22 protein-coding genes are annotated in these 22691 nt (G+C 68.3%); 2 read left to right on the top strand and 20 right to left on the bottom strand.

The window, feature by feature from the left end; translation table 11 throughout:
* Positions 1 to 55 precede the first annotated feature (55 nt).
* Positions 56 to 481, bottom strand: a complete 426-nt coding sequence (locus tag AC1DGD_RS10815) for a TFIIB-type zinc ribbon-containing protein (RefSeq protein ID WP_476856780.1) — start codon at positions 479 to 481, stop codon at positions 56 to 58.
* A gap of 85 nt (positions 482 to 566) precedes the next feature.
* A complete protein-coding gene (locus tag AC1DGD_RS10810; protein WP_476850682.1) occupies positions 567 to 1193 on the bottom strand; it encodes an FMN reductase in 627 nt (208 codons plus the stop codon).
* A gap of 140 nt (positions 1194 to 1333) precedes the next feature.
* On the opposite strand from AC1DGD_RS10810, the gene AC1DGD_RS10805 reads away from it, so the two are divergent.
* Entirely contained in the window at positions 1334 to 1756 is a 423-nt protein-coding gene (locus AC1DGD_RS10805) for a DUF1801 domain-containing protein (RefSeq protein ID WP_230009171.1), read from the top strand.
* 172 nt (positions 1757 to 1928) lie between these two features.
* On the opposite strand, the gene rplI is transcribed toward AC1DGD_RS10805, so the two are convergent.
* The 4 genes from rplI to rpsF form a co-directional block, all read right to left on the bottom strand.
* On the bottom strand, positions 1929 to 2381 hold the full coding sequence (gene rplI, locus AC1DGD_RS10800; RefSeq protein WP_018775331.1) for a 50S ribosomal protein L9: 453 nt from the start codon (positions 2379 to 2381) through the stop codon (positions 1929 to 1931).
* Between the two features lie 17 nt (positions 2382 to 2398).
* Positions 2399 to 2638 carry a 30S ribosomal protein S18 gene (gene rpsR / locus AC1DGD_RS10795; RefSeq protein ID WP_003800144.1) on the bottom strand — a complete coding sequence of 80 codons (240 nt, stop codon included), beginning with the start codon at positions 2636 to 2638 and terminating at the stop codon, positions 2399 to 2401.
* Between the two features lie 125 nt (positions 2639 to 2763).
* Complete coding sequence (locus AC1DGD_RS10790) at positions 2764 to 3339, bottom strand: single-stranded DNA-binding protein (protein WP_018775330.1); 576 nt, start codon at positions 3337 to 3339, stop codon at positions 2764 to 2766.
* A 55-nt stretch (positions 3340 to 3394) separates the two neighbouring features.
* Positions 3395 to 3700, bottom strand: coding sequence for a 30S ribosomal protein S6 (gene rpsF / locus AC1DGD_RS10785; protein ID WP_026266755.1), 306 nt, complete (start codon positions 3698 to 3700; stop codon positions 3395 to 3397).
* A gap of 270 nt (positions 3701 to 3970) precedes the next feature.
* Here rpsF and AC1DGD_RS10780 point away from each other — a divergent pair, with 270 nt between their 5' ends.
* Positions 3971 to 4654 carry a DUF1345 domain-containing protein gene (locus AC1DGD_RS10780; RefSeq protein ID WP_476856779.1) on the top strand — a complete coding sequence of 228 codons (684 nt, stop codon included), beginning with the start codon at positions 3971 to 3973 and terminating at the stop codon, positions 4652 to 4654.
* Between the two features lie 11 nt (positions 4655 to 4665).
* Here AC1DGD_RS10780 and AC1DGD_RS10775 read toward each other — a convergent pair whose 3' ends face one another.
* The 14 genes from AC1DGD_RS10775 to AC1DGD_RS10710 all read right to left on the bottom strand — a co-directional run bounded on the left by AC1DGD_RS10775 (position 4666) and on the right by AC1DGD_RS10710 (position 22554).
* On the bottom strand, positions 4666 to 5979 hold the full coding sequence (locus AC1DGD_RS10775; RefSeq protein ID WP_476856778.1) for a M18 family aminopeptidase: 1314 nt from the start codon (positions 5977 to 5979) through the stop codon (positions 4666 to 4668).
* Between the two features lie 62 nt (positions 5980 to 6041).
* Positions 6042 to 6932 carry an intradiol ring-cleavage dioxygenase gene (locus AC1DGD_RS10770; protein WP_476856795.1) on the bottom strand — a complete coding sequence of 297 codons (891 nt, stop codon included), beginning with the start codon at positions 6930 to 6932 and terminating at the stop codon, positions 6042 to 6044.
* 247 nt (positions 6933 to 7179) lie between these two features.
* Positions 7180 to 8643, bottom strand: a complete 1464-nt coding sequence (locus tag AC1DGD_RS10765) for an amino acid permease (protein ID WP_223914895.1) — start codon at positions 8641 to 8643, stop codon at positions 7180 to 7182.
* A 285-nt stretch (positions 8644 to 8928) separates the two neighbouring features.
* Positions 8929 to 9690, bottom strand: coding sequence for a response regulator (locus tag AC1DGD_RS10760; RefSeq protein ID WP_476856777.1), 762 nt, complete (start codon positions 9688 to 9690; stop codon positions 8929 to 8931).
* Positions 9650 to 11029 carry a sensor histidine kinase gene (locus AC1DGD_RS10755; RefSeq protein ID WP_476856776.1) on the bottom strand — a complete coding sequence of 460 codons (1380 nt, stop codon included), beginning with the start codon at positions 11027 to 11029 and terminating at the stop codon, positions 9650 to 9652. The genes AC1DGD_RS10760 and AC1DGD_RS10755 overlap by 41 nt, the downstream gene beginning before the upstream one ends.
* A gap of 49 nt (positions 11030 to 11078) precedes the next feature.
* On the bottom strand, positions 11079 to 11963 hold the full coding sequence (locus AC1DGD_RS10750; RefSeq protein WP_476856775.1) for an ABC transporter permease: 885 nt from the start codon (positions 11961 to 11963) through the stop codon (positions 11079 to 11081).
* A 3-nt stretch (positions 11964 to 11966) separates the two neighbouring features.
* Positions 11967 to 12908 (bottom strand): ABC transporter ATP-binding protein, encoded by a 942-nt coding sequence (locus tag AC1DGD_RS10745; protein ID WP_476856774.1) that lies wholly within the window; start codon positions 12906 to 12908, stop codon positions 11967 to 11969.
* A gap of 177 nt (positions 12909 to 13085) precedes the next feature.
* Positions 13086 to 14582, bottom strand: coding sequence for a phosphatase PAP2 family protein (locus AC1DGD_RS10740; RefSeq protein WP_476856773.1), 1497 nt, complete (start codon positions 14580 to 14582; stop codon positions 13086 to 13088).
* Between the two features lie 15 nt (positions 14583 to 14597).
* Positions 14598 to 15785 (bottom strand): MFS transporter, encoded by a 1188-nt coding sequence (locus tag AC1DGD_RS10735; protein WP_476856772.1) that lies wholly within the window; start codon positions 15783 to 15785, stop codon positions 14598 to 14600.
* Entirely contained in the window at positions 15782 to 16555 is a 774-nt protein-coding gene (locus tag AC1DGD_RS10730; RefSeq protein ID WP_476856771.1) for a DeoR/GlpR family DNA-binding transcription regulator, read from the bottom strand. The genes AC1DGD_RS10735 and AC1DGD_RS10730 overlap by 4 nt, the downstream gene beginning before the upstream one ends.
* A 139-nt stretch (positions 16556 to 16694) precedes the next feature.
* Complete coding sequence (locus tag AC1DGD_RS10725; protein WP_476856770.1) at positions 16695 to 18377, bottom strand: ABC-F family ATP-binding cassette domain-containing protein; 1683 nt, start codon at positions 18375 to 18377, stop codon at positions 16695 to 16697.
* Positions 18378 to 18412: 35 nt separating this feature from the next.
* Positions 18413 to 20431: a penicillin-binding transpeptidase domain-containing protein gene (locus tag AC1DGD_RS10720; RefSeq protein WP_476856769.1), complete on the bottom strand. Its 2019-nt coding sequence runs from the start codon at positions 20429 to 20431 to the stop codon at positions 18413 to 18415.
* Between the two features lie 72 nt (positions 20432 to 20503).
* Entirely contained in the window at positions 20504 to 21160 is a 657-nt protein-coding gene (locus AC1DGD_RS10715; RefSeq protein WP_476856768.1) for a response regulator, read from the bottom strand.
* Positions 21157 to 22554, bottom strand: coding sequence for a sensor histidine kinase (locus AC1DGD_RS10710; protein ID WP_476850696.1), 1398 nt, complete (start codon positions 22552 to 22554; stop codon positions 21157 to 21159). Before AC1DGD_RS10710 ends, AC1DGD_RS10715 begins: the two co-directional genes overlap by 4 nt.
* Positions 22555 to 22691 lie beyond the last annotated feature (137 nt).

Raw genomic sequence — 22691 nt, 5'->3', positions numbered from 1 at the left:
CCCCGCGGGGCCCACGCCGGCTCCGGGCCACCGGCACGGCCGGGGACCGGCAGGGCTAGAAGTCGAACAAGTCCCCCAGCCAGCCTTCCTTCTTCTTCGGACGGCGGCGGTCATCGTAACGCGGCTGCTCATACCTGGACTGGTCGGGACGCGGACGGTCGCGGCGGTCATCGTACCGGCGCTCGTCATAGCGGCGGTCATCCGGACGCCGGTCGTCCCGGCGCGGGTCGGGGTTGTACAGCGGCGGCGGAATGTGGCCAGCAACCGCAGGTGAAAACTCAGCAGGTGGGAACGCCGCAGGTGGCATCGCTGCCGGCGGCAGTGGTGCGGCGGGGACGCCGGCTGCCGGGCCCAACGACTCCGCCGTACGGTCAATGATCTTGTCCAGCTCTCCCCGGTCCAGCCACACCCCGCGGCATTGGGGGCAATAGTCAATCTCCACGCCGCTGCGTTCACTCATGATCAGGTCAATAGAATCCACGGGACACTTCATGTCCCGGACAACGAGCGGGCGGCCGAAAAGGTTCGGACGGCGCTGCAGGCCCGGGAGCCCTGCGCGGGCAGACCTACCGCTGGGCAGCGATCCCGGCCAGCAGCTGCTCAAACGGCAGGGACTCCAGCGCGACCGGCTTCTGCTGCGGCCCTGAGTCCTGCAGCAGGGCGACAAACTCCCCCGCCGCCCGGTCCACGCGCACCGACAGTGGCGAGCCGCCGTCGTCGTTGTTTCCCCAGTCCTGCGGCCCGGCGAAAACCGCGGTGGCGGCGATCCGGGTGCGCAGGTAGGTGAACAGCGGCCGCATCGCGAAGTCCAGCACCATCTGGTGCCGGTCCGTGCCGGCGGTGGCCCCGATCAGCACGGCCTTGCCTTCGAGCGCCTTGGGATCGAGCACGTCGATGAAGGACTTGAAAAGCCCGCTATAGGACGCGCTGAACACGGGGCTGACGGCGATCAGGCCATCAGAGGCCTCGACGCCGGCAATCACTTCCGCGAGCCGCGGAGCCGCATACCCGGTTACAAAGTTGTTGGCGATGTCCACGGCGAGGTCCCGCAACTCCAGGACCTCGATGTCCACGGCGTAGCCGGCCGCGGCAAGCTGCCGTTCGGCCGAGGCCGCCAGCTGGTCCGCGAGCAGGCGGCTTGAGGAGGGGACGCCGAGTCCGGCGGAGATAACGGTGATACGGCGGGTTTCCACGGAGTGCTCCTAAGTTGAATCCTGGTCAGCAACGCGACTACATGCGTTTGCATCTACCTTTAGAAGCGGCGGGATAGGGGATTTATTCCCGGCCACCCTCCCCGCCTGACAGGAATGTCGCGCTCTGCAAGACTGCCCTCATGGCTGAAAACAAAACGCAGGCAACCGGCGCGTCGGTTCAGGAGTTCCTGGCCGCCGTCGAGCATCCGGTCCGGCGCGCCGACGGGTTCCGCCTGCTGGCACTGATGTCCGAAATAACGGGCGAACCGGCGCAAATGTGGGGTCCGACGATTGTGGGCTTCGGCCGCTACCACTACAAGTACGCGAGCGGCAGGGAGGGCGATGCCGCGGCGGTGGGCTTCTCCCCCAGGAAATCCAGCCTGTCGCTCTACGGCCTGACATATGGGCCGGAGGCCGCCGAACTCCTCGGCAGGCTGGGCAGGCACAAGCTCGGCGCCGGCTGCCTGTACGTCAACAAGCTCGACGACGTCGACGAGGCCGTGCTCACCGAACTGGTCCGGCTCGGCTACCGGCATGTCACCACGGCGCTGCATCACGCCTAAGGGGATCCGCCCCGCCAAAGCAACGCGGGGTCACCTACGGCCCATGACGCCGTCCAACATGGACCGCAAGTGACCTCGTGTTGGGGTTAAAGCAGAAGGCCCCCGCCTTCGGTCCTCAGAGAGGTCCGGAGGCGGGGGCCTTCCAGCAGTTCAGGACTGCAGCCGGTGAGGGCTACTTGCCTGCGACTACGTCGAGTTCGATCACAGCGGAAACGTCGTCGTGCAGACGGACGTTTGCCTGGTAGGAACCGGTCGACTTGATGTGTGCCGGCAGTTCAACCTTGCGCTTGTCGATGCGGCCCAGGCCTGCGGCCTCAACAGCGTCGGCCACGTCGCCCTGCTTGACGGTGCCGAACAGGCGTCCGGTTGCGCCAGCCTTGACGACCAGCTTGACCGGCTTGGCGGAGAGTGCAGCAGCCTGCTTCTGAGCGTCTTCCAGGGAAGCGTGCTCGCGGGCAACGCGGGCAGCCTTGATGGACTCAACCTGCTTCTCGCCACCCTTGGACCAGGTCAGGGCGAAGTTGCGGGGCAGCAGGTAGTTACGTGCGTAACCGTCCTTGACCTCGACAACGTCGCCAGCAGCACCGAGACCGGTTACTTCGTGGGTCAGAATGAGCTTTGCCATTTTAGTTAATCCCTTCCTTAGCCGCGGCCAGCGCCGGAGTAAGGCAGCAGAGCAACTTCGCGGGCGTTCTTGATTGCCTGGGCGATCTTGCGCTGTTCCTGCACCGTGACGCCAGTGACGCGACGGGCGCGGATCTTTCCGCGGTCGGAGATGAACTTGCGCAGCAATGCTACGTCCTTGTAGTCGATGACAGTGATGTCAGCGGCCTTCAAGGGGTTGGACTTTGGTTTGGGCTTACGGAGTTCAGCCTTAGCCATCGTGGAGCTCCTATTCGATGGAGCCCGTGGATATTGATCCACGGGATGGTGGTGATCCGGCGCAGTCTGCACCAGACCGCCTTGCGGCGGCCAGTCGGTTTTCGTTGCCGGACCTTAGATGTTGTTTAGAAGGGAGGTTCGGAATCCGGGCCGTTGCCCCAGCCGCCGCCCGCATTGCTGACCCCGGGCGTGGCCCACGGGTCTTCCTGCGCGGCGGGCTGGTTGCCGCCCCATGTCCCACCGGTGTTGCCGCCCTGGTTTGCACCCTGGCCGCCACCGAATCCACCGCCGCTGTTGCCGCCGCCGAAGCCACCCTGACCACCCTGACCGCCGGAGCGCTGGGTGCGGTTGACCTTGGCGTTGGCGTAGCGCAGGCTCGGGCCGATTTCATCGACCTCAAGCTCGATAACAGTGCGCTTCTCGCCTTCTTTTGTTTCGTAGGAACGGCTCTTCAAGCGGCCGGAGACGATAACGCGCATGCCCTTGGTCAGGGACTCGGCGACGTTTTCGGCTGCTTCGCGCCAGACCGAAGCGCGGAGGAACAGGGTTTCCCCGTCCTTCCACTCATTGGACTGCCGGTCGAAGGTGCGGGGAGTAGAAGCGATGGTGAAATTCGCTACGGCCGAACCGGACGGTGTGAACCTGAGTTCGGGGTCATTGGTGAGGTTACCGATAACCGTGATAGTGGTTTCGCCTGCCATCTACTGCCTCCTTGTGCGTTCCTGCGGGGATGAAGATTGAAGGTTGGCCGCTGAATTACTCAGCAACAACTTTCTGCTCTTCGGGGCGGGTGATCTTGGTGCGCATGATGGTCTCGTTGAGACTCAGCTGGCGGTCAAGTTCCTTGGCGGTAGCCGGCTCAGCGGTGAAGTTCACCACGGCGTAGATACCTTCGGACTTCTTCTGGATTTCGTAAGCCAGGCGACGACGGCCCCAGATGTCAACCTTTTCGATGGTTCCACCATCGTTGGTGATGACGTTCAGGAACTTCTGAAGCGACGGCTCAACGGCACGCTCTTCGACCTCGGGGTCGATGATTACCATCAATTCGTAAGGACGCATATGTGAACCCACCTCCTTTGGGCTAAGCGGTTACGGCATTTCCGTAACAGGAGGTTCATTTGCGGTGTCATGCATGCCCGGCCGCCGGAACGGAGGCAGGGCGCAGCACAGACTTCAATAGCTTAGTGCATGCGGGCCGGAATCCGCGATTCCGTGCCTCCACCGTACGGCCCCGCGGCGTGGCCGGGAAGAGCGTCGGCGGCCATGTGGATAACCGCCACACGGCCAGCGTTCAGTCGGGGGGCGCATCGGCTGTGCCATGATCTGAAAATGCACACCAACCCCTCGTCAGCCGTGCCGCCACCGCTCCGCCGCAGCCGTCTCCGCTTCGCCGCCATGGTGCTGTTGGGGCTACTCGCCGCCGGGGCGGCCGGAATGTCAGGGCACTGGGTGCAGGCTCCCACGATTGGCTGGTGCGCCGCCGCCTTGACCTACGTCGTCTGGGTCTGGCTGGTTATCGGCCGCCTCGACCCCGCGGACACCCGGTTGCACGCCACAACGGAAGACCCGGCCCGGAGCACGACAGACCTGCTTATCCTGGCCGCCAACGCCGCCAGCCTGGCGGCGGCGGGAGCGGTCATCGTGGATTCGCACAACAACACTGACACCCTCTCCAGGATTGCCGGCGGGCTGCTCGCGGTAGTCTCGGTGGCGCTGTCCTGGACCCTGGTCCAGACGCTGTTCACACTGCGGTACGCGGAGCTGTACTACGGCACGGGCACGAGGGCTGGCTACCGGGTGGGCGGCATCGACTTCAACCAGAGCCGGCCGCCGCAGTACACCGATTTCGCCTACTTAGCCACAAGTCTGGGCATGACGTACCAGGTATCGGACACCGCGCTGCAGAACCATGGCATCCGGGCCGAGGCCCTCAAGCACAGCCTGCTCTCCTACCTCTTTGGGACCATCATTCTGGCAACCACCATCAACCTCGTAGTCGGCGTCGCCGCGTAGGGCGCCAGGCGTCAGGCCGCCGTCCGGAAGAACGTCCGGGTCACCGCGGCCAGCCGGTGCGGGTCCTCGACGCCGCAGAGCTCGCGCGCCGAATGCATCGACAGCAGGGCGACCCCGACGTCGACCGTCCGGATTCCCAGCCGGGTGGCGGTCAGCGGGCCGATCGTCGACCCGCACGGCATCACGTTGTTGGAGACGAATTCCTGGTACGGAATACCGGCGTCGGTGCACAGCCGGGCCCAGAGGGCGGCGCCGGCGGCGTCGGTGGCATAGCGCTGGTTGGCATTGATCTTCAGCAGCGGACCACCGTTGAGGACCGGCCGGTTGGCGGGATCGTGCCGCTCGGGATAGTTCGGGTGCACGGCGTGGCCGGCGTCCGCGGAGACGCAGAACGACGCCGCGAAGGCCTGCCGCCGCTGGCTTGCAGAGGCGCCGAGTCCGTCCGAGATCCGCACGAGGACGTCTTCGAGGATGGGCCCGCACGCCCCGGACCGGGACGCCGAGCCGATTTCCTCGTGGTCGAAGGCGGCCAGCACGGCAATCGGCGCACCGTCCGGCACGGGTGTGGCGGCGTGCGCGATCAGCGCCGTGAGCCCGGCGTGCGTCGCGGAGAGGTTGTCGAGCCGGCCGGAGGCGAAGAATTCGCCCCTGGCGCCGAACACCGCCGGCGCCTGGGTGTCTGCGATGACGACGTCGTACCCGCCGATCTGCGCCGGATCCACCTCGGCATTGGCAACGCGGTCCGCGAGGAGTCCGAGCAGGTCCTCGCCGGCGGGATCGCCCAGGCCAAAGACCGGATTCATGTGCTGCTGCTTGTCCAGGGCCAGGCCCTCATTGACGGCCCGGTCCAGGTGGATGGCGAGCTGCGGGAAGCGCAGCAGCGGACCGGTGGCCGTGAGGTGCTGCGTGCCGTCGCGCATGACGAGCCGGCCGGCGAGCTGGAGTTCGCGGTCCAGCCAGGAGTTCAGGAGGGGTCCGCCGTAGACCTCGACGCCGGCCTGCAGCCAGCCGAACTTGCCGGTAGTGGGCTTCGGCTTGAGTTTGAAGGAGGGCGAGTCCGTGTGCGCGCCGAGAATGTTGAAACCCGTGGTCGGTCCGGCGCCTGCCGGCACCACCCAGGCGATGAGGGCGCCGTCGCGGATCACGTAGAACTTGCCGGCGGCGGCCGCGGGCTCCGGCCAGGGCTGCAGTTCGTCCAGGCCGGTGAAGCCCGCCGCGTCCAGCCGGCGCGCGGCCTCGTGGACGGCGTGGAAGCTCGACGGCGACGCGCTGACGTACGCGCCGAGGTCCTGGATGTGCTCTGCGGCAGTGCTCGGTGTGGGCATGGCTCCGAGTCTAGCCCGGCACGCACGGGCCCCGGGGGCCGCGGTGCCGGGCGACGCCGCGCCTAGACGGTGACGTTGAGACCGGCGGCGTAGCCCGCGGCCACCGAGCCGGTGATGGTGGCCAGCTGGTAGATGCCGCCGTCGTTGCCGAACACGTTGTCGGACTTCAGCGTGGTGCGGGGGAAGTTCTGCGCGCTGGATTCGTACCCGGCCGACGCGTAGACCTCCTTGCACGCGGCCTCGGTCAGCGCGATCTGTGACACCGCCAGGACCTGGCCGGCCGCCGTCGCATTGTTCATGGACTCGAACACTTCGAAGTGGATGTGCGGCCAGCGGCCGTTGTAGGCGCCGGGGTAGATGGTCTTGAACGTGACCTGGCCGTTGGCGTCGGCCTCCTGGACGCCGCGGAGGTAGTTCTCGTTCTGAAGCCCCGAATCGTACATGGAGTATTTGCCCTCGCGGTCACAGTGCCAGGCGTACACCGCGGCACCGGCCAGTGGGGTGCAGCCGTTGGCGTTGTCGAGAAGGGTCAGCGTGACGGTCAGCGGTACGCCCTCGGCTGTGCTGGTGGAGGTCCCGAAGCTGGATGTGATGTCCTGACGAACCACGCCGGATGCCTCGAGGACGTTGGGCCCGTTGGAACCGTCACCGGGGTAGGGGCCGGCGGTTTCCTGCGGGATTTCGACCCCGCACTCGGCGATCGCCCGGGTGAGCGTCGGAGTGGCCGACGCCGACGCGGCCGAGGGCGCCGGGGCTGTTGCGGCCGAGGTCCCCGCGGCCGACGTCGAACTGCCGCTGGTGCCGCTGGTGCCGCCCGGGCTGCAGGCCGCAAGGGCTGCGGCCGTTCCCGCGCCGAGGAACATGCCCAGCGATCGGCGGCTGACGAGGGTGGAGAGATCGAATTCCAGGCCGCGGTCGTGGTTGGGGTGCGGCTCGTGCGGGGGCTGCGGCATTTTTGTCATGACCCCATCGAACCCGGCAGCGCTATGGGCTGGCTAGTCCCTTCCTGTGACGCGGCTGTGCCCCGGCACGCATGGACATGCCCTCCCCTCGGCCCGGGGACTGGGCATGTCCCCCCGGCACGCATGGATATGCCCTCCCCTCGCGCCGGGCAGTGGACATGATGGCGCTATGTCCAGTGGTGGGCGCAGGGGGAGGGCATGTCCGGTGGAGCGGGACGGCCGCGGGGGCCTTCCGGGGCTACGACACCGGGCGGGCGCCCACTGTGGCGTCTTCAGCGCCAGGCTCGGCGTCAACCGGGGTGGCGTCCCCGGCAGGAGCCTCGCCGGCCCCTGTTGCGGGAACAGCGGCCTTGGCACCGTTCCTGCGGTAGCGGATGACCCCGATCCCCACGACGGCGGCGGCGAGAGCCAGCGAGAGCAGCAGCGATTCCCGCGTGGTTTCCAGGATCACCATGCCGATCAGCAGGGCCACGATGCTCACGATCGACACCCAGGTCAGGTACGGGAAGAGCCACATTTTCAGCTGAAGGTCCTTGGCGGCGGCGCCCATGCGGCGGCGCAGGATCAGCTGGGAGGTCGCGATGACGAGCCACACGAACAGCGCGATGGCGCCGGAGGTGTTGACCAGGAACAGGAAGACCGTGTCCGGGGCGACGTAGTTCAGTCCGACGGTGACGAAGCCGACCACGGTGGAGGCCAGTACCGCGGCGGCGGGCACGCCGCGCTTGGAAATCCGCATCCACGACTTGGGGGCGTCGCCGCGGCGGGACAGCGAGAACAGCATGCGGCTGGCGGTGTAGAGCCCGGAGTTCAGGCAGGAGAGCACCGAGGTCAGCACCACAATGTCCATGATGGTTCCGGCGCCGGGGATGCCGAACAGCTCAATGACCGCGACGTAGGGGCTCTTGGCGACGGAAGCGGAGTTCCAGGGCAGCAGGGTGACCACAATGGCGATGGAGCCGATGTAGAACACGAGGATGCGCCAGACAGTGGACTTCACGGCCTTCTTGACGGCATCGACCGGGTTCTCGGATTCGCCGGCGGCAATGGTGGCAATTTCCGCGCCGAAGAACGAGAACACCACCACGAGGATGCCGGCCAGGACGGCGCCGGGGCCGTTGGGCATGAACCCGCCGTTGCCGATCAGGTTGTCCAGGCCGGGCGCCGGAACGCCGGGGATGAGGCCCAGGATCGCGGCGACGCCGAAGAGCAGGAAGAGCACGATTGCCGCGACCTTGATGGAAGCGAACCAGAACTCGAACTCGCCGAACGACTTAACGGACCCGAGGTTGGTCAGCGTCAGCAGCACCATCAGGGCAAGCGCCCACACCCACTGGTCAATGCCGGGGACCCAGCGGTGCATGATCGCTGCCCCAGCCGTTGCCTCGATGCCGAGGACAATGATCCAGAACCATGCGTAGAGCCAGCCGATGCTGAACCCGGCCCAGCGGCCCAGGGCCTTGTCCGCGTAGGTGGAAAATGAGCCGGTTTCCGGGTTGGCCGCGGCCATCTCGCCCAGCATCCGCATGACGAGGATGACGACGAGTCCCGCCGCGGCGTACGCAACCAGGATGCCGGGGCCGGCCTGCTGGATCGCCGCACCCGAACCGACAAACAGTCCGGCGCCGATCACTCCGGCGATGGCAATCATGGACAGATGCCTGGGTTTCAGGGATTTTGAAAGCTGCTGGTCAGCGGGCATGGAAGCGCCGTCCTTCGTGGGGGGTTCAGGCCCGCTCGATGCCGGCACGGAATCGAATCCATGCTGTGCGGCGGACCACAATGTCGTTTCACACTAGACCGCGCGGCGGACCGTCCGTCTTGTGCAGTCCCACAAATGACGGCCGGTCAGACCGGGCCATCACCCAACGCGAGGGCCATAGGGTCAACCAAAGTTGCCTCACGGGCAATTCGGCAATGTGCCTGAAACCACTGCTTCAGGTACTACCTGCCGGTAACCTGCCTTGCGGCGGCAGGGCGGCGGCCGTCAGTAGTCCGCGTTGCTGGGCACCACGAGGCCGGTCTCATATGCGTACACCACGGCCTGGACGCGGTCGCGGAGGTGGAGCTTGGTCAGGATCCGGCGCACATGCGTCTTGACGGTGGCCTCGGACAGGAAGTACCGGTGCGCGATTTCGGCGTTGGAGAGTCCCTCCGCCATCGCCCCGAGCATCTCGTTTTCGCGGGGTGTCAGGTCCTCCAGCAACGGGTCCCGCGCCGGGCGTGCGGGGCTGCCGGCCTGCTGGCCGCCCTCGTCCGCCCCGGCGTGCTGGCCGCCGGCGCCGCCTGTCCCTGCAGGATCCGGGCCGCCTGCACCGCGGACATAGGTCTCCAACAGCCGCTGCGTAACACGGGGTGCCACCACGGCGTCGCCACTGGCCACCACCCGGACCGCGCTGACCAGTTCTGCCGGCGCCACGTCCTTGAGCAGGAACGCAGAGGCCCCTGCCCGCAGTGCTGCAAAGGCGTATTCATCGAGGTCAAAGGTGGTCAGGATGATGATTTTGGCGTCGGAGCCCGAGGCGGCGATCGCCCGGGTGGCCTCGATCCCGTCCAGCACCGGCATCCGTACATCCATCAGGACGACGTCGGGCGCGAGCTCCCGGACGTGGCGGACCGCTTCGGCGCCGTTGGATGCCTCGCCCACGATGCGCAAATCGTCTTCACCCTCCAGGATGAGGCGGAAGCCCATCCTAAGCAGCGGCTGGTCATCCACCAGCAGGACGCGTACCGGCGTGTTGTCGGACATTGTTTCCCCTTGATTCCGTGGCATTCTCGCCGTTGCAGTTCAGTTCCGCGTGCACGCGCCAGCCGCGGTCACCGGCGCGCCCGGCGTACACGGTGCCAGCGTAGATCCTGGCCCGCTCCCGCATCCCGGCGATTCCATGCCCGGTGCCGAAGGAGTCCAGTGCGTCAGGCTTCGCCTGCGCGCCGGTCCCGGGAGCGCCCGGGTCAACGGTGCCCCTGCCGTCGTCGAGCACTTCAATGGTGACGCGGGAGCCGTTCCGGACAATGCTGACCTCCACCCGGCTGAGGGCGCGGCCGTAACGCAGCACGTTGGTCAGCGACTCCTGCACAATTCTGTAGACGGTCAGCTGGAACGCCGCATCGTCGGGCAGGGACGGGCCGGTGTGCGTGTAGTGCAGGGGCAGTCCCGCGGTGCGGAAGCCCTCGAGCAGTTTGGCCAGGCTGCCCCCGGCCACCAGCGGCTCGCGCGGGGCATGTCCGGTGGGGGCGTCCTCGCGCAGCACGCCAAGGACGCGCCGCATGTCGGCCAGCGCGGTGCGCCCGGTCCGGGAGAGTTCGGCCAGGACGCCGGCGGCGCGCTCCGGATCCTTCTTGACCACGACGGCGGCGCCGTCCGACAGGCTGATCATGACCGTCAGCGAGTGCGCCACGACGTCGTGCATTTCGCGCGCGATCCGGTTCCGTTCCGTGACCGAGCCCAGCTGCTGGGCCCGGGCGGCCCAGGCCGCGATCTCGTGCTCGTGCTCGCGCCGCTGCCGCACCGAGATCCCGATCCCCGTGGCGATCACATTCGAGAGCGCGATGCCGATGCCCGCCGCGATGCCCGTCAGCAGCTGGAAATTCTCCGGTGTGCGGACGGCCATGTCCGGGAGCCGGCCGTCCAGCGGGCCGACGGCCAGCAGGAAGTACAGGAGCAGCAGCGGGGCGGTGGTCAGGGCCAGGGCGGCTAGGGCGAACCGCCGGGTGCGGACGACGGCGACGGCGTACAGCGAAAACCAGAGCCCGGCGGAGACATTGGACCCCCAGGGATGCAGGAAGGTGACCGCCAGTTCCAGGGCCCCCACAACAGCCGCCACCCGCACCGGATACGCCCGCCGGAAGAGCAGGACCGGCGCGGCCGCGGCGAGCAACACGGCCACCGGCCAGTCGCCGTGGATGACCGATTCGACCGCCGTGGGCGTGACCAGGACCAGGTAGCAGAGCACCACCAGGACGTCCATGACCCGCGGATTGGCCAGCAGGTAGCGCCGGAGCCGGCCGCGGCGGCGGGCCGTGAGTTCAGCAAGGGACGCGTCGGCCGGTCCGGCCGGCGCGTCCCTGACAGGTACCGCATCGATCATGCTCTGAGCCTAAATGCTGAAGGGCTTGGACGCTGCCCGTGGCGCCGGCCTAGACGTCCCGCCTCTTGAGCAGGACGGCGGCCAGGAGCACCGGGATGACAACCCACGCGCCCAGCACCAGGGCCGCCTGCCAGGCTTCGAGGGTGTCCGGGATGTGCTCCACCGCGGTCAGCGGATCCACGGTGTTGCCGGGCAGGTATTTGCGGGCCTCCACGAAGAAGTCGCCCGGAATGAGCTGGAACGCGATGGGTGCCACGAAGAACAGTCCCACCAGGCTCATGATGCCGCCCGCCGAGTTGCGGATCAGCGTGCCCAGCGCCATGCCGATGGCCGCGACCGCCGCCACGTAAATGCTGTTGACAAGGAGCAGCTTGACCGACTGCGGGCTGCCCAGGTCCAGGCCCAGGCCGTAGTTGTCCAGGATCGGCACGGATACGAATCCGGCGGCCAGGGTGGATGCGGCGGTGACGACGAAGGAGGTCACCACCACCACCACGAGCTTGGCCGCGAAGGCGGGGATGCGTTTAGGCACCGCCGCGAACGTGGACCGGGCCATGCCCGTGGTGAACTCGGAGCTCATCAGCAGCACGCCGAGGGAGCCCAGGATCAGCTGGGCGAACGCGATGCCGGAGGTGGGAACGCTGACGGCGATGTCGCCGCCCTGGGCCGCGAGCCTGGCCCCGACCTCCGGGTCCCGGGCCGCGGCCTCGGAGAACTGGCCCGTCCCCCAGGCCGAAAGCGCCCCGAACCCCACCATGACCACCACTGTTGAGCCGAGCAGGATCAGCGTGGAGAGCAGGGTGCGGAACTTGATGAATTCGGAGTTGAGGACCCGCAGGAAGCTGGGGCCGGGGCCGGAACTGCTGCCGTTTCCGGACCGCTGTGAGTCGGCGCCGCGGCGCGAGGGCGTGGATTCAACGGTTGTGGAGCTCATGGCTTAGTTGCCTCCGGCTTCGACGGGAACGGCGCCCGTGGTGATCAGCGAGTGGTATTCGACCTCATCCTTGGTCAGTTCCATGTAGGCCTCCTCGAGGCTGGCCTGCAGCGGGGTGAGTTCGTAGATCATGACGTGGTTCTCCAGCGCCGCAGTGGCGATCTGGCGCGGGTCCAGGCCTGTGACTTCGAGGAGTTCGCGCTCTTGGACCTCCACCGAGACCCCGGTCCCGGCCAGCAGCTGCATGAGCCGGTCCGGCTGGTCGGTGCGGACCCGCGTCCGGCCCTGGCCCTTGCCTGTGATGATCTCCTGGATCGGGGCGTCCGCAATGATCCTCCCGCGGCCGATCACGATCAGGTGGTCCGCCGTGACTGCCATCTCGCTCATGAGGTGGCTGGAAAGGAAGACCGTGCGGCCCTCGGAGGCCAGGTACTTCACCAGGTTGCGGACCCACACCACGCCCTCCGGGTCAAGGCCGTTGACGGGCTCGTCCAGGATGACGGTCTGCGGGTCGCCCAGAAGGGCGGCGGCGATGCCCAGCCGCTGGCCCATGCCGAGCGAGAAGCCGCCGACCTTCTTCCTGGCCACCTCGGCCAGCCCGGTCATCTCAATGACTTCGTGGACCCGTTTCTTCGGGATGCTGTGGGTCGCCGCCATGGCCAGAAGGTGGTTGTAGGCGGAGCGGCTCGTGTGGACTGCCTTGGCATCGAGCAGCGCGCCGACGTCGCGCAGCGGGGCGGCGTGCCTGGTCAGCGGGGACCCGTTGACGGTCACCGAGCCCGACGTCGGCCGGTCCAGCCCCATGATCATGCGCATGGTGGTGGATTTTCCGGCCCCGTTCGGACCCAGGAAGCCGGTGACCCGGCCGGCTTCGACGGTGAAGTTGACGCCGGCGACGGCGGTCTTGTCGCCGTAAACCTTGGTCAGGCCTCGTGCTTCGATCATGGAAGCGTTCCTTTGCGTAGCGGGAGATGATCCGGGGCACCGCAGTCACGGGCCCGTCTGCACACCACGCTACCGAGGCAAGCTGCGTATTTCGCCGGTCTCAGGGATGATTCAGGGGCTAATCAGGGTAGTCCGGGAGGATGACAGGGGTTGGATGACGGGTTTGGATGACGGGGTTCAGCCGAGGGGCGAGTAGTAGGTCAGCGCGCCGGGGCGGACCGTGAATTCCACCCGCCGCACCCCGGGCATGACCTCTCCGTCGACGGCGAGGACCATGGGCCCGTTCCCGGGTTCCACCGTGATCCGGTCCGTTTCGCTCAGATGGGTGATCCCGGACGTGGCCACGGTGCCCGTGAGCACGGCCCAGAGCAGGCGCAACCGGGCGAACGGCTCATCGGCAGTGATCATCCGCAGGTCCAGGACACCGTCGGCGAGTACCGGGCGCACCAGCGGCGCGTGGTCGCGGGGGTAATAGCGGCCGCGGCCGATGTACAGGATCCAGAGCCGGTGCCGGACCCCGTTGACGATCAGCGTGGTGGGGGTGCCGGCCGCGAAGGTCCGGAACATGGCCACCACTCCGGCCAGGGGTTTGCCCAGTGCCGGCTGGAGCTGCTCCCGCCGGCGGACCAGGTTCGGGTAGAGGCCGATGCTGGCCGTGTTGAGCATGATCAGCTCGAGCTGCTCCGGGCTGTCGGGGAGCCCGCGCTCGACACTCACGTGGCCGACGTCGGCCACGGCGGCCTCGCCGCGCGACGCCGCCTGCACGGCGTCCGCCAGGGTGGGGGTTCCGGCGTCGCGGGCGAAATGGTTCAGCGTTCCGCCGGGGAGCACCAGCAGCGGAAGGGAACGTTCGACGGCGGCGGCCGCCGCGGCGCCCACGGTTCCGTCGCCGCCCCAGACGCCCAGGGCCGCAATGCCCGGTCGGGTCGCGACCTGGGCGATGCCCGCGTCGACGGACTCACCGGGCCCGATTTCCTTTATATACGCCTTAGGGAATACTTTTTGCAGGGCGTCGACAGTCTCGTCAGCATAGGACCCGCCGAGGGTGTTGACCGCGATGCCGAGCCCCTGGCCGTCCGGTAGTTCCGCGGCCGGGGCGGCGCCGCGGCTGGTTTCCGGGAACGGCGGACGGACGGGCCACCACTTCCGCGTCACCATGGCCGCGCCGGCGCCGATCGCGGACCCGAACAGCACATCCGAGGGCCAGTGGGCCCCGGTGTGGACCCGGGAGTAGGCCACTCCGGCCGCGACGGGGGCCAGCGCCGCACCGAGGGCCGGGCGGACCATGCCCACCCCGAGTGCGAAAGCCACCGCGGAGGCGGAGTGTCCCGACGGCATCGACGAACTCGTCGGTTGCGGGTTCACGAAGCGGAAGACCGGAAGGTGTTCGGGCAGGGGGCGGGCCCGGGGCAGGAGGGTCTTGAACACGACGTTGGTGACCGCCGAGGCGGCGCCTTGCGCGATGAGTCCGTGCACCGCTGCCCGGCGCGTCTTGCCGGGCACCAGGGCCATGGCTCCGGCAACGCCGAACCAAAGTTTGCCCTTGTTGGCGGCGGCGGACAGACGGCGGAAGAAGTCGTCATGGCCTCCTCCCGGCAGATTGGAGACGGCGCGCACCAGTTTGCGATCGAATTTCGACAGGCGGCCGGGGGCCTTCCTCAGCATGGTTCGCATTGGACCACCATACTGCTACCTCGCGGGCAGCGGCTTCGCGGCTCCGGCGAGGACCAGCGCCACCACAATCGGAATCCCGATCGCCAGCAGGGCGGTCCTGACACCGGTGACATCGCCCAGGTAGCCGAGCAGGGGCGGCCCGGCGAGGAAGGCAATGTAGCCCAGTGTGGACACCACGGACACCCGGGCGGCCGCCTTCTTGGGGTCGTCCGCGGCGGCGGACATTCCGATCGGGAACGCGAGGGCCGCCCCCACGCCCCAGAGCACGGCGCCGGCGGCGGCCAGCCAGATGGTGCCGGCGAACACGAAGAGGCAGAGGCCCGCGGTCGCCGCCGCCATGCTGGCCCGCAGCACGGCAACGCGGCCGTAGACGTCGATCGCACGGCCACCGAAGAAGCGCATGGCGGTCATGGCCAGGACGAACGCGGCGAACAGCAGCGCCCCCGTGGACTGTTCGGCGCCCAGGCCGTCAACCGCGGCCTTGGCAATCCAGTCGTTGCCGGCGCCTTCGGTCAGGGTGGCGCCGAGGACGACGACACCGATCAGCAGCGTGCGCCCGTCCCGCCAGGCCGAACCTGCGTTGCCCCGGTCCGCGTCCCCCGCGGCGGGTGCCTCGGCAGGCAGATGGGGCAGGAAATACCGGGGGGCCACCGTGGTCAGGACGGCGACGACGGCGGCTATGACCAGCAGGTGCTCCGGGAGCCCGACCCCCAGGGTGGATAATCCGGCGCCGATCAGGGCACCGACGAACGCGCCGCCGCTGAAGGCCGCGTGGAACTGCGGCATGATGGTGCGCCCGAGCCGGTGTTCGACGTCGGCACCTTCAATGTTCTGCGAAACATCCCACAACCCGACGCCTATCCCGAAGAAGAACAGGGCAATGGCAGTCCCAGGGATGGAGGCCGCCATCAGGGAGAGCGCGACGCCGACACCGGCCGCCGCGGCCACGAGTCCGGCGCTGCGGACGGTGTTGGCGGTGCCGATCCGGCCGACGACGAACCCGGCCGTCGGCAGGGCGATCAGCGAACCGACCGCGACGCACAGCAGCAGGGTTCCCATCTGGCCCGCGGTGATCTGCAGGATCTCCGTCACGGCCGGGATGCGGGCTGCCCAGCTGGCGAAAACTAATCCGTTGATCCCGAAGACAAGGAAAGTCGCCCCGGTGGCAGCCTTGAGTTGCGGGACGGTTGCGGTACTGGTCATACGATCACTGCTTCCACCGAGTGCTGGGCGAGTTGGTCAAGTTCTTCAGGGCTGAGCTGCCGGTCGGTCACGATGGCATCCACGGCGTCCAGAGATGCGACGAGGGCGACGGCGGTGGCGTTCCATTTGGCGGCGGCACAGGCGACGATCACCCGGGCGGCGGATTCGAGGCCGGCGCGTTTGACTGCGGCGTCGTCGAGGTCGTGGGCCAACAGCCCGTCCTTGAGGTTCAGGGCGCAGGGCGTGACGACGGCGGTGTCGAAGCGCAGCGAGCGGATGTTGGATTCCGTCATCGGCCCCCGGAAGGAAAGTTCGCCGGGGACGAGGCTGCCGCCGGGCATCAGGAGTTCGGGGCGGCGCCCGGCCGGACCGTCGTCCGCGGACAGCGCGGTGACGGCCCGCAGCGACATCGGCATGATCGTCATCTCACGCTGGCGCAACTGGCGGGCGATCTCCGTGGCGGTGGTGCCGCTGTCCAGCCAGACGTGTCCACGGTCCGCGAGCATGGCCGCCACCCCGGCGGCGATCCGCATCTTGGCGGTGTGGTCCTCGAGTTCGCGTTGCCCGTAGTGCGGGTTTTCGCCGCCGAAAACGAGGCTCTTGGCTCCGCCGTGGACCCTCCGCAACACGCCGTGCAGGGCCAGGATGTCGAGGTCACGGCGGATGGTGGCGCCGGAGGCGCCGCAGGCGGCCGTCAGATCGTCCACCGTCACGTGCTCCCGGTCGCGCAGCAGTCCGCCGATCAGGCGGTGCCGCTCATCAGTGTTCATGCTCAAATGCTAGCGGTTGGTGATCATTTAATCATTTGTTGCGCGTTTCAAATAGCAACGCGGGGTCACTTAGCGCCCATAACCGCCCCGGAATGGGCGGTATCTGACCCCGCGTTGCTTAGTGGACCCCGCGATGGCTCTAGCGGGCGCGCTCGACGCGCTTTTCGTCCCAGACCGGTTCGGCGGACTCGTAGACCCTGCCGTCGGAGCCGAAAACCAGGAAGCGGTCGAAGGTTCGGGCGAACCAGCGGTCGTGGGTGACGGCCAGGACGGTGCCCTCGAAGTGGTCGATCGCCCGTTCCAGGGCCTCGGCCGAGTGCAGGTCCAGGTTGTCCGTGGGCTCGTCGAGCAGCAGCAGCGTGGCCCCGGAGAGTTGCAGCAGCAGGATCTGGAACCTCGCCTGCTGGCCGCCGGAGAGGGATTCGTACTTCTGCTCGGACTGCGCCGCCAGCCCGTAGCCGTCGAGGGCCCCGGCGGCGGCTTCGCGGCCCATGCCCGAGCGGTGCTCGTCGCCCCGGTGCAGGATTTCGAGCAGGGTCTTACCCAGCAGGTCGGGCCGGACGTGGGTCTGGGCGAAGAATCCGGGCCGGATCCGGGCGCCGAGTTTCACGGTGCCCTCGTGCGGCACCTCGGCGATCTCGACGTCGGACACCGGCAGGTGCTCCCGCTCGGGATCCGTGCCGCCGGTGGCGAGCAGGCGCAGGAAGTGGCTCTTGCCCGAACCGTTGGAACCCAGGACGCCCACCCGGTCGCCGAACCAGATTTCGGTGGAGAACGGCTTCATCAAGCCGGTCAGTTCCAGCTTGTCGGCCACGACGGCGCGCTTGGCGGTGCGCCCGCCCTTGAGCCGCATCTGCACGTTCTGTTCGATGGGAAGGGCCTCGGGCGGGCCGGCTTCGAGGAACTTCGCGAGCCGGGTCTGCGCCGCGTGATAGCGGTTGGCCATGTCGGAGCGGAACGCGGCCTTGTTCTTGTACATGTTGACGAGTTCCTTGAGCTTGACGTGCTCCTCGTCCCAGCGCTTGCGCAGTTCCTCGAAGCGCGCGTTCCGGTCGGCCCGGGCGTCCACGTAGGACCCGAAGCCGCCGCCGTGGATCCAGGCGCCGGCGCCGTTGATGCCCGGTTCCAGGGTGACGATGCGGCCGGCGGCGTTGTTGAGCAGTTCGCGGTCGTGGCTGATGAAGAACACGGTCTTCTTCGAATCATTCAGTTTGGCCTCGAGCCAGCGCTTGCCCGGAACATCGAGGTAGTTGTCCGGCTCGTCGAGGAGCAGCAGTTCGTCGGGGCCGGCGAAGAGGGCCTCGAGGACCAGCCGCTTCTGCTCGCCGCCGGACAGGCTCGACGCCGGGCGGTGCTGTGCCCGGTCGAAGGGCAGTCCGAGGGCGGCCATGCAGACCTCGTCCCAGACGGTTTCGACGTCGTAGCCGCCGGCATCCCCCCAGTCCACGATCGCCTGGGCATAGGCCATTTGGGTGGGCTCGTCGTCGTGCTCCAGCATGGCGAGCTCTGCCTCGTCGACGGCCCGCGCGGCGGCGGCCAGGGCAGGCGGGGCGGCGGAGACCAGCAGGTCGCGGACCGTGGACTCGTCCCGGACCTGGCCCACGAACTGGCGCATGATGCCCATGTTGCCGGACCGGCCGATCACGCCTTCGTCCGGGACGAGATCGCCGGAAATGATCCGGAACAGCGTGGTCTTGCCGGTCCCGTTGGGCCCGATCAGCGCTGTCTTGGTGCCGTCCGGGACCTTGAAGGTCACCCCGTTGAGCAGCTGGGTGCCGTCGGAGAGGAAGTAGTCGATGCCGGATACGTCAATATGAGCCACGCGTTCAATCTTCCCACGGCCGGGAAAGCGTCCGCTCAGCCGGCCCGGGTCAGGAACTCCTTGAGCAGCGGCCCGGACGTGGTGGCCCCGAGTCCGCCGTCCTCGACGAACACGGCGACGGCGAGGTCACCGTGCACGGCCACGATCCAGGCGTGCGTCTTGGGCGGGGTGTCGTTGCCGAACTCGGCCGTTCCGGTCTTGGCCCCGACGGGCTCGCCCGGGACGGAGGCCAGGAACCCGGCATGACCGCTGGTGACGACGGCCCGCATCATGTCAGCCAGTGCCGCGGCTTCCGCTGCAGTTACCGGCTTTTCGACGGCCGTGGCCGGTGCTGGGGCCGTCGGCGTCGCGTCACCGGAGGCCGGGGCAGCCGGCGACGTGCCGGCTGTAGCCGTTCCTGTGGGGGCGGCGCCCTGGGCATCTGGGGGACTGTCGCCCTCGTTCGGATTCAATACCAGCTGGGCGGCCACCGGGGCTCCCTTGGCAACCGAGCCGGCCATGACGGCGGCGGCCAGGGGGGACAGGAGCACTTTGCCCTGGCCGATCATGGAGGCGGCATGTTCGGTTCCTTCGGCATCCCCGGGGACGGAGCCGAGGAATGCGGCCGCGCCGAGCGCAGGTGCTTCAACTGCCACGCCCAGGGAGGTCGCGGCGGATTCGAGCTGTGCCTGGGTGACGGTGTCGCGGGCGTTGATGAACGCGGTGTTGCAGGAGTGCGCAAAGGCGTCGCGCAGCGTCACGGACCCCAGGGAGGACTCAGGGTATCCCTCGGCGTTCTTGAAGGTGCGGCCGTCCACCGTGAGGGTGGGCGGGCAGTTCACCTTGGAGTCGGGCGTCATGCCGTTGCGGAACATGGCCAGGGAATCGACCATCTTGAAGATCGATCCGGGGGCATACTGTCCCAGCATCGCGGTGTCGTAGCCGTTGCTGCCCGGCCCGGAGGCGGCCGCCAGGACGGCGCCGCTGGAGGGCCGGAGCGCCACAATCGCCGACGCCGGGCCGACCTTGCCGAGGACGTCTTCCGCAAGCTGCTGCAGCTTCGGGTCCAGGGTGGTTTTCAGCGGGGTGCCTTCTTTTATCTCAGTCTGAAAAAGTACGCGGCGTCCCGCGTTGGGCAGAGCCTGCTTCTCTGCGGCGGTGAGGCCTGCCTTCTCGGCGAAGACCTGAATGCCGTCGCTGCCGCGAAGCTGCGCGTCGTATTGCTGTTGCAGGCCACCGGTGCCCGTGGTGTCCCCTGCTTTGAGTGCGCCGTTCGATTTTTCGATCTGTTCTGCATTCGCCTCCGCTGCCGTGCCCAGCAGGGCGCGGGCGAAGGTGCGGTTTGGTGCCAGCGGAAGGGAGTCGCGGATGGCACGGGCGCCGGGAATCTCACCGATCTGAGCGTCGGTGATGGTCCGTCCTTCTTCACGCAAAGTGATGGCGGCAACGAACGCCTCGGGGCCGGCCGCCGCGACCTGCTGGCCGTACGCCGCAGGGTCGACCCCCACCAGTTGGGCAAGCTTGGTGGCGGAATCGGCGGCGTCTGCACCGCCGAGCGCCGGCTTGTCGATGCCAACATTGACCACGGGCCGGTACGTGACCAGCGGGACCCCGCCGGCGCCCAGGATGTCGGCGCGCGACGGCGAATGGGTTGCCGAGCCGACGAGCTCGCCTTCGGCCAGTTCGGGGACCAGGGTGGCCGGGTTCCAGACCGTCAGCCATTTGTCGCCGGACTTCTTGAATTCGGCGAAGGTGGTGTACTTCCACTCTTCGGAGCCGATCTTCCAGCGGTAGTTGAGCGGGACCGTGGCCTTATCGGACTCCAGCGTCAGTTGGCCGCTGTCCACTGCAGGCCGGGCCGGGTCAAGCCCCTTGAATATTTCCTTGAGCTGGTCGTTGGCGGCACCGGAGTCCTTGCCCTCAAAGGCGACGGATCCGACGTCGAGCGCGGACACCGCGGAGGCGAGCTGTTTGGCAGCGCTTTCGGCGCCCTCACGGCCGTCGCCGCAGGCGACCAGCGAGCCGCCAAGAACAAGGCCCACAAGGGCCAGTGCAAGTTTTGATGAGTTCCCCATGGCGCCCATTATGCCCCGGGCCACCGACAATTCTGTTGTCACATAACACCGTCACCTGCCCGCCGGGGACGCCTAGGGCCGCCGGATGATCCTGCGCTGCGCTGCCACGGCGATCGCGGCGGTGCGGTTGTCCACGCCGAGTTTGCCGTAGATGTGCACCAGGTGCGTCTTGACCGTGGCCTCGGAAATGAACAGCTGCTTCGCGATCGCCCGGTTTCCCATCCCGGTGGCCAGCAATCCGAGCAGCTGGACCTCGCGGGCGGACAGGGCGGGCTCCGGATTCCTGATCCGGCCCATCAGCCGGGCCGCGACCTCGGGGGCCAGCGCGGTGCCGCCCGCCGCGGCAGAGAGCACCGCCTGGCGGATCTGCTCGGGCGGGGCATCCTTGAGCATGTAGCCGCTGGCGCCGGCCTCGACGGCGGCCAGGATGTCGGCGTCGGAGTCATAGGTGGTCAGGATGAGCACTGGCGGCGCCGGCTCGCCGGCCTCTCCTGCCTTGATCCGGCCGGTCGCGGTGACGCCGTCCATGCCCGCGCCCATCTGCAGGTCCATGAGCACCACGTCCGCGGGCTCGCCCAGGGTGTGGAGCCTGGCCAGTCCGGCCAGCGCGGCGGCGCCGTCGGCGGCCTCGGCCACCACTGTGATGTCCTCCAGATCACCCAGCATTGCCCGCAGACCGGCCCGGACCACCGGGTGGTCGTCCACCAGGAACACCCGGATGTTGTTCATTTCCGGTCCCCGCGGGCCGGCGCCGGCGCGGCGTTGGAACCGGGTGCTTGGCCCAGTGGCAGCCGGATGGCCACCACGGTTCCCTCACCCGGGGCAGACTCGATGTCCAGCTGCCCGTGGAGGGCGGCCACGCGGTCCCGCAGCGACGTCAGACCATAGCCGGACCCGTCCGGACGGGCCGGCAAGGCCAAGGGGTCGAATCCGGCGCCGTCGTCGTAGATGTCCATGGCCACGTCCGGGCCGAGGAAGGAAAGGGTGACGACGGCGGTGCCCGCCTGCGCATGCGCCCGCACGTTGGCCAGGCTCGCCTGCGCGGCCCGGAGCAGGACCGTCTGGTGGGCGCCGGGGAGTTCCAACGGCACGCCTTCGACGTCGAGGCGGCAACGCAGCCGGGCACCCCGCGCCGCGGTCTCCGCTTCGGTCGTTTCGCACAGCCGGAGAAGTCCGGCCACGAGGGAGCCGTCCTCAAGATCGGGGGACTGCAGGGCCCGGACGAAGTTGCGGGCCTCTGCCAGGTTGGCGGCGGCCGTGTCCCGGACAATGCGGAGCCTGTCCCGTGCCACGGCGGGTTCGCCGTCGTCCAGGGCCTTCTCGGCCGCGCGCCCCATCAGCACAATGCTGGACAAGCCCTGGGCGAGGGTGTCATGGATTTCGCGGGCCAGCCGGGTCCGCTCGGCCAGGGTGCCGGCATTGTGCTGGGTCCGGGCGAGTTCGGCACGGGTGCGGCGGAGCTCTTCGGCCGCCAGCCGCTGGTTTTCCGCTTCCAGGAACAGTGCCCGGTAGGCCAGCCCGGTGACCACAGCGAAGGCTGCGCCGAAAACGGGCCCGAGCACCATGGGCAGCTGCAGCCCCACGCTGGCCGGATCCGCACTGGCCAGATCGGGAGACGCGGTACCGCCGTTGTGGAACCAGAGCGCCGCAATGACAAACACTGTGCTCAGTGCGATCGCCGGCAGCGCCAGCCGGCGCCGGAGCACGTGCAACTGCAGGAAGAACAGCGGGAAGGCCAGCCAGACGAAGTCGGCACTGGCCCAGACCAGCAGTAGCCAGAGGAGGCAGACGCCGCCCAGCCACCAGGCCGAGTAGGGCCGCGGATCGAACCGGGACCGGCGGGCGGCGTGCCGTTTCTCCAGCACCGTGCCCGCGAGGTAGAACGCGGCGAGCAGCACGGCCAGCAACAAGGTGATCCACTCCTGGCCCGTGATGCCACCGGCCAGGAGCCGGAGCAGCGCCACCAAGAGCAGCACCGCAAAGCCGACGTGCAGGCTCACGCGAAGGACGCGCAGAATGACGGCCGCCCCGGTGGGCTCCGTGCCCGGCGCCGGTGCGCCGGCATGCCCAGCGCCCTTGGGTCCTGTGCCGTTGTGGACCGTGTTGCCGGCGTCGCCCTCCATGCTTCCAGCGTAGTGCCGGTGCGGCGGGGCTCCTGCGGAAAACGGCCCGCCCCCGGCGGAATCAACCTTTTGGTTGATCGCAGGGCCGTCCGACCGGTGCCGGCGGTCCAACCGGGCGGCCGATGCCCCGGAGTCCG

This window comes from Arthrobacter sp. 05T45 (genome assembly GCF_056395875.1).
This window is presented reverse-complemented; position numbering and strand designations above follow the sequence as displayed.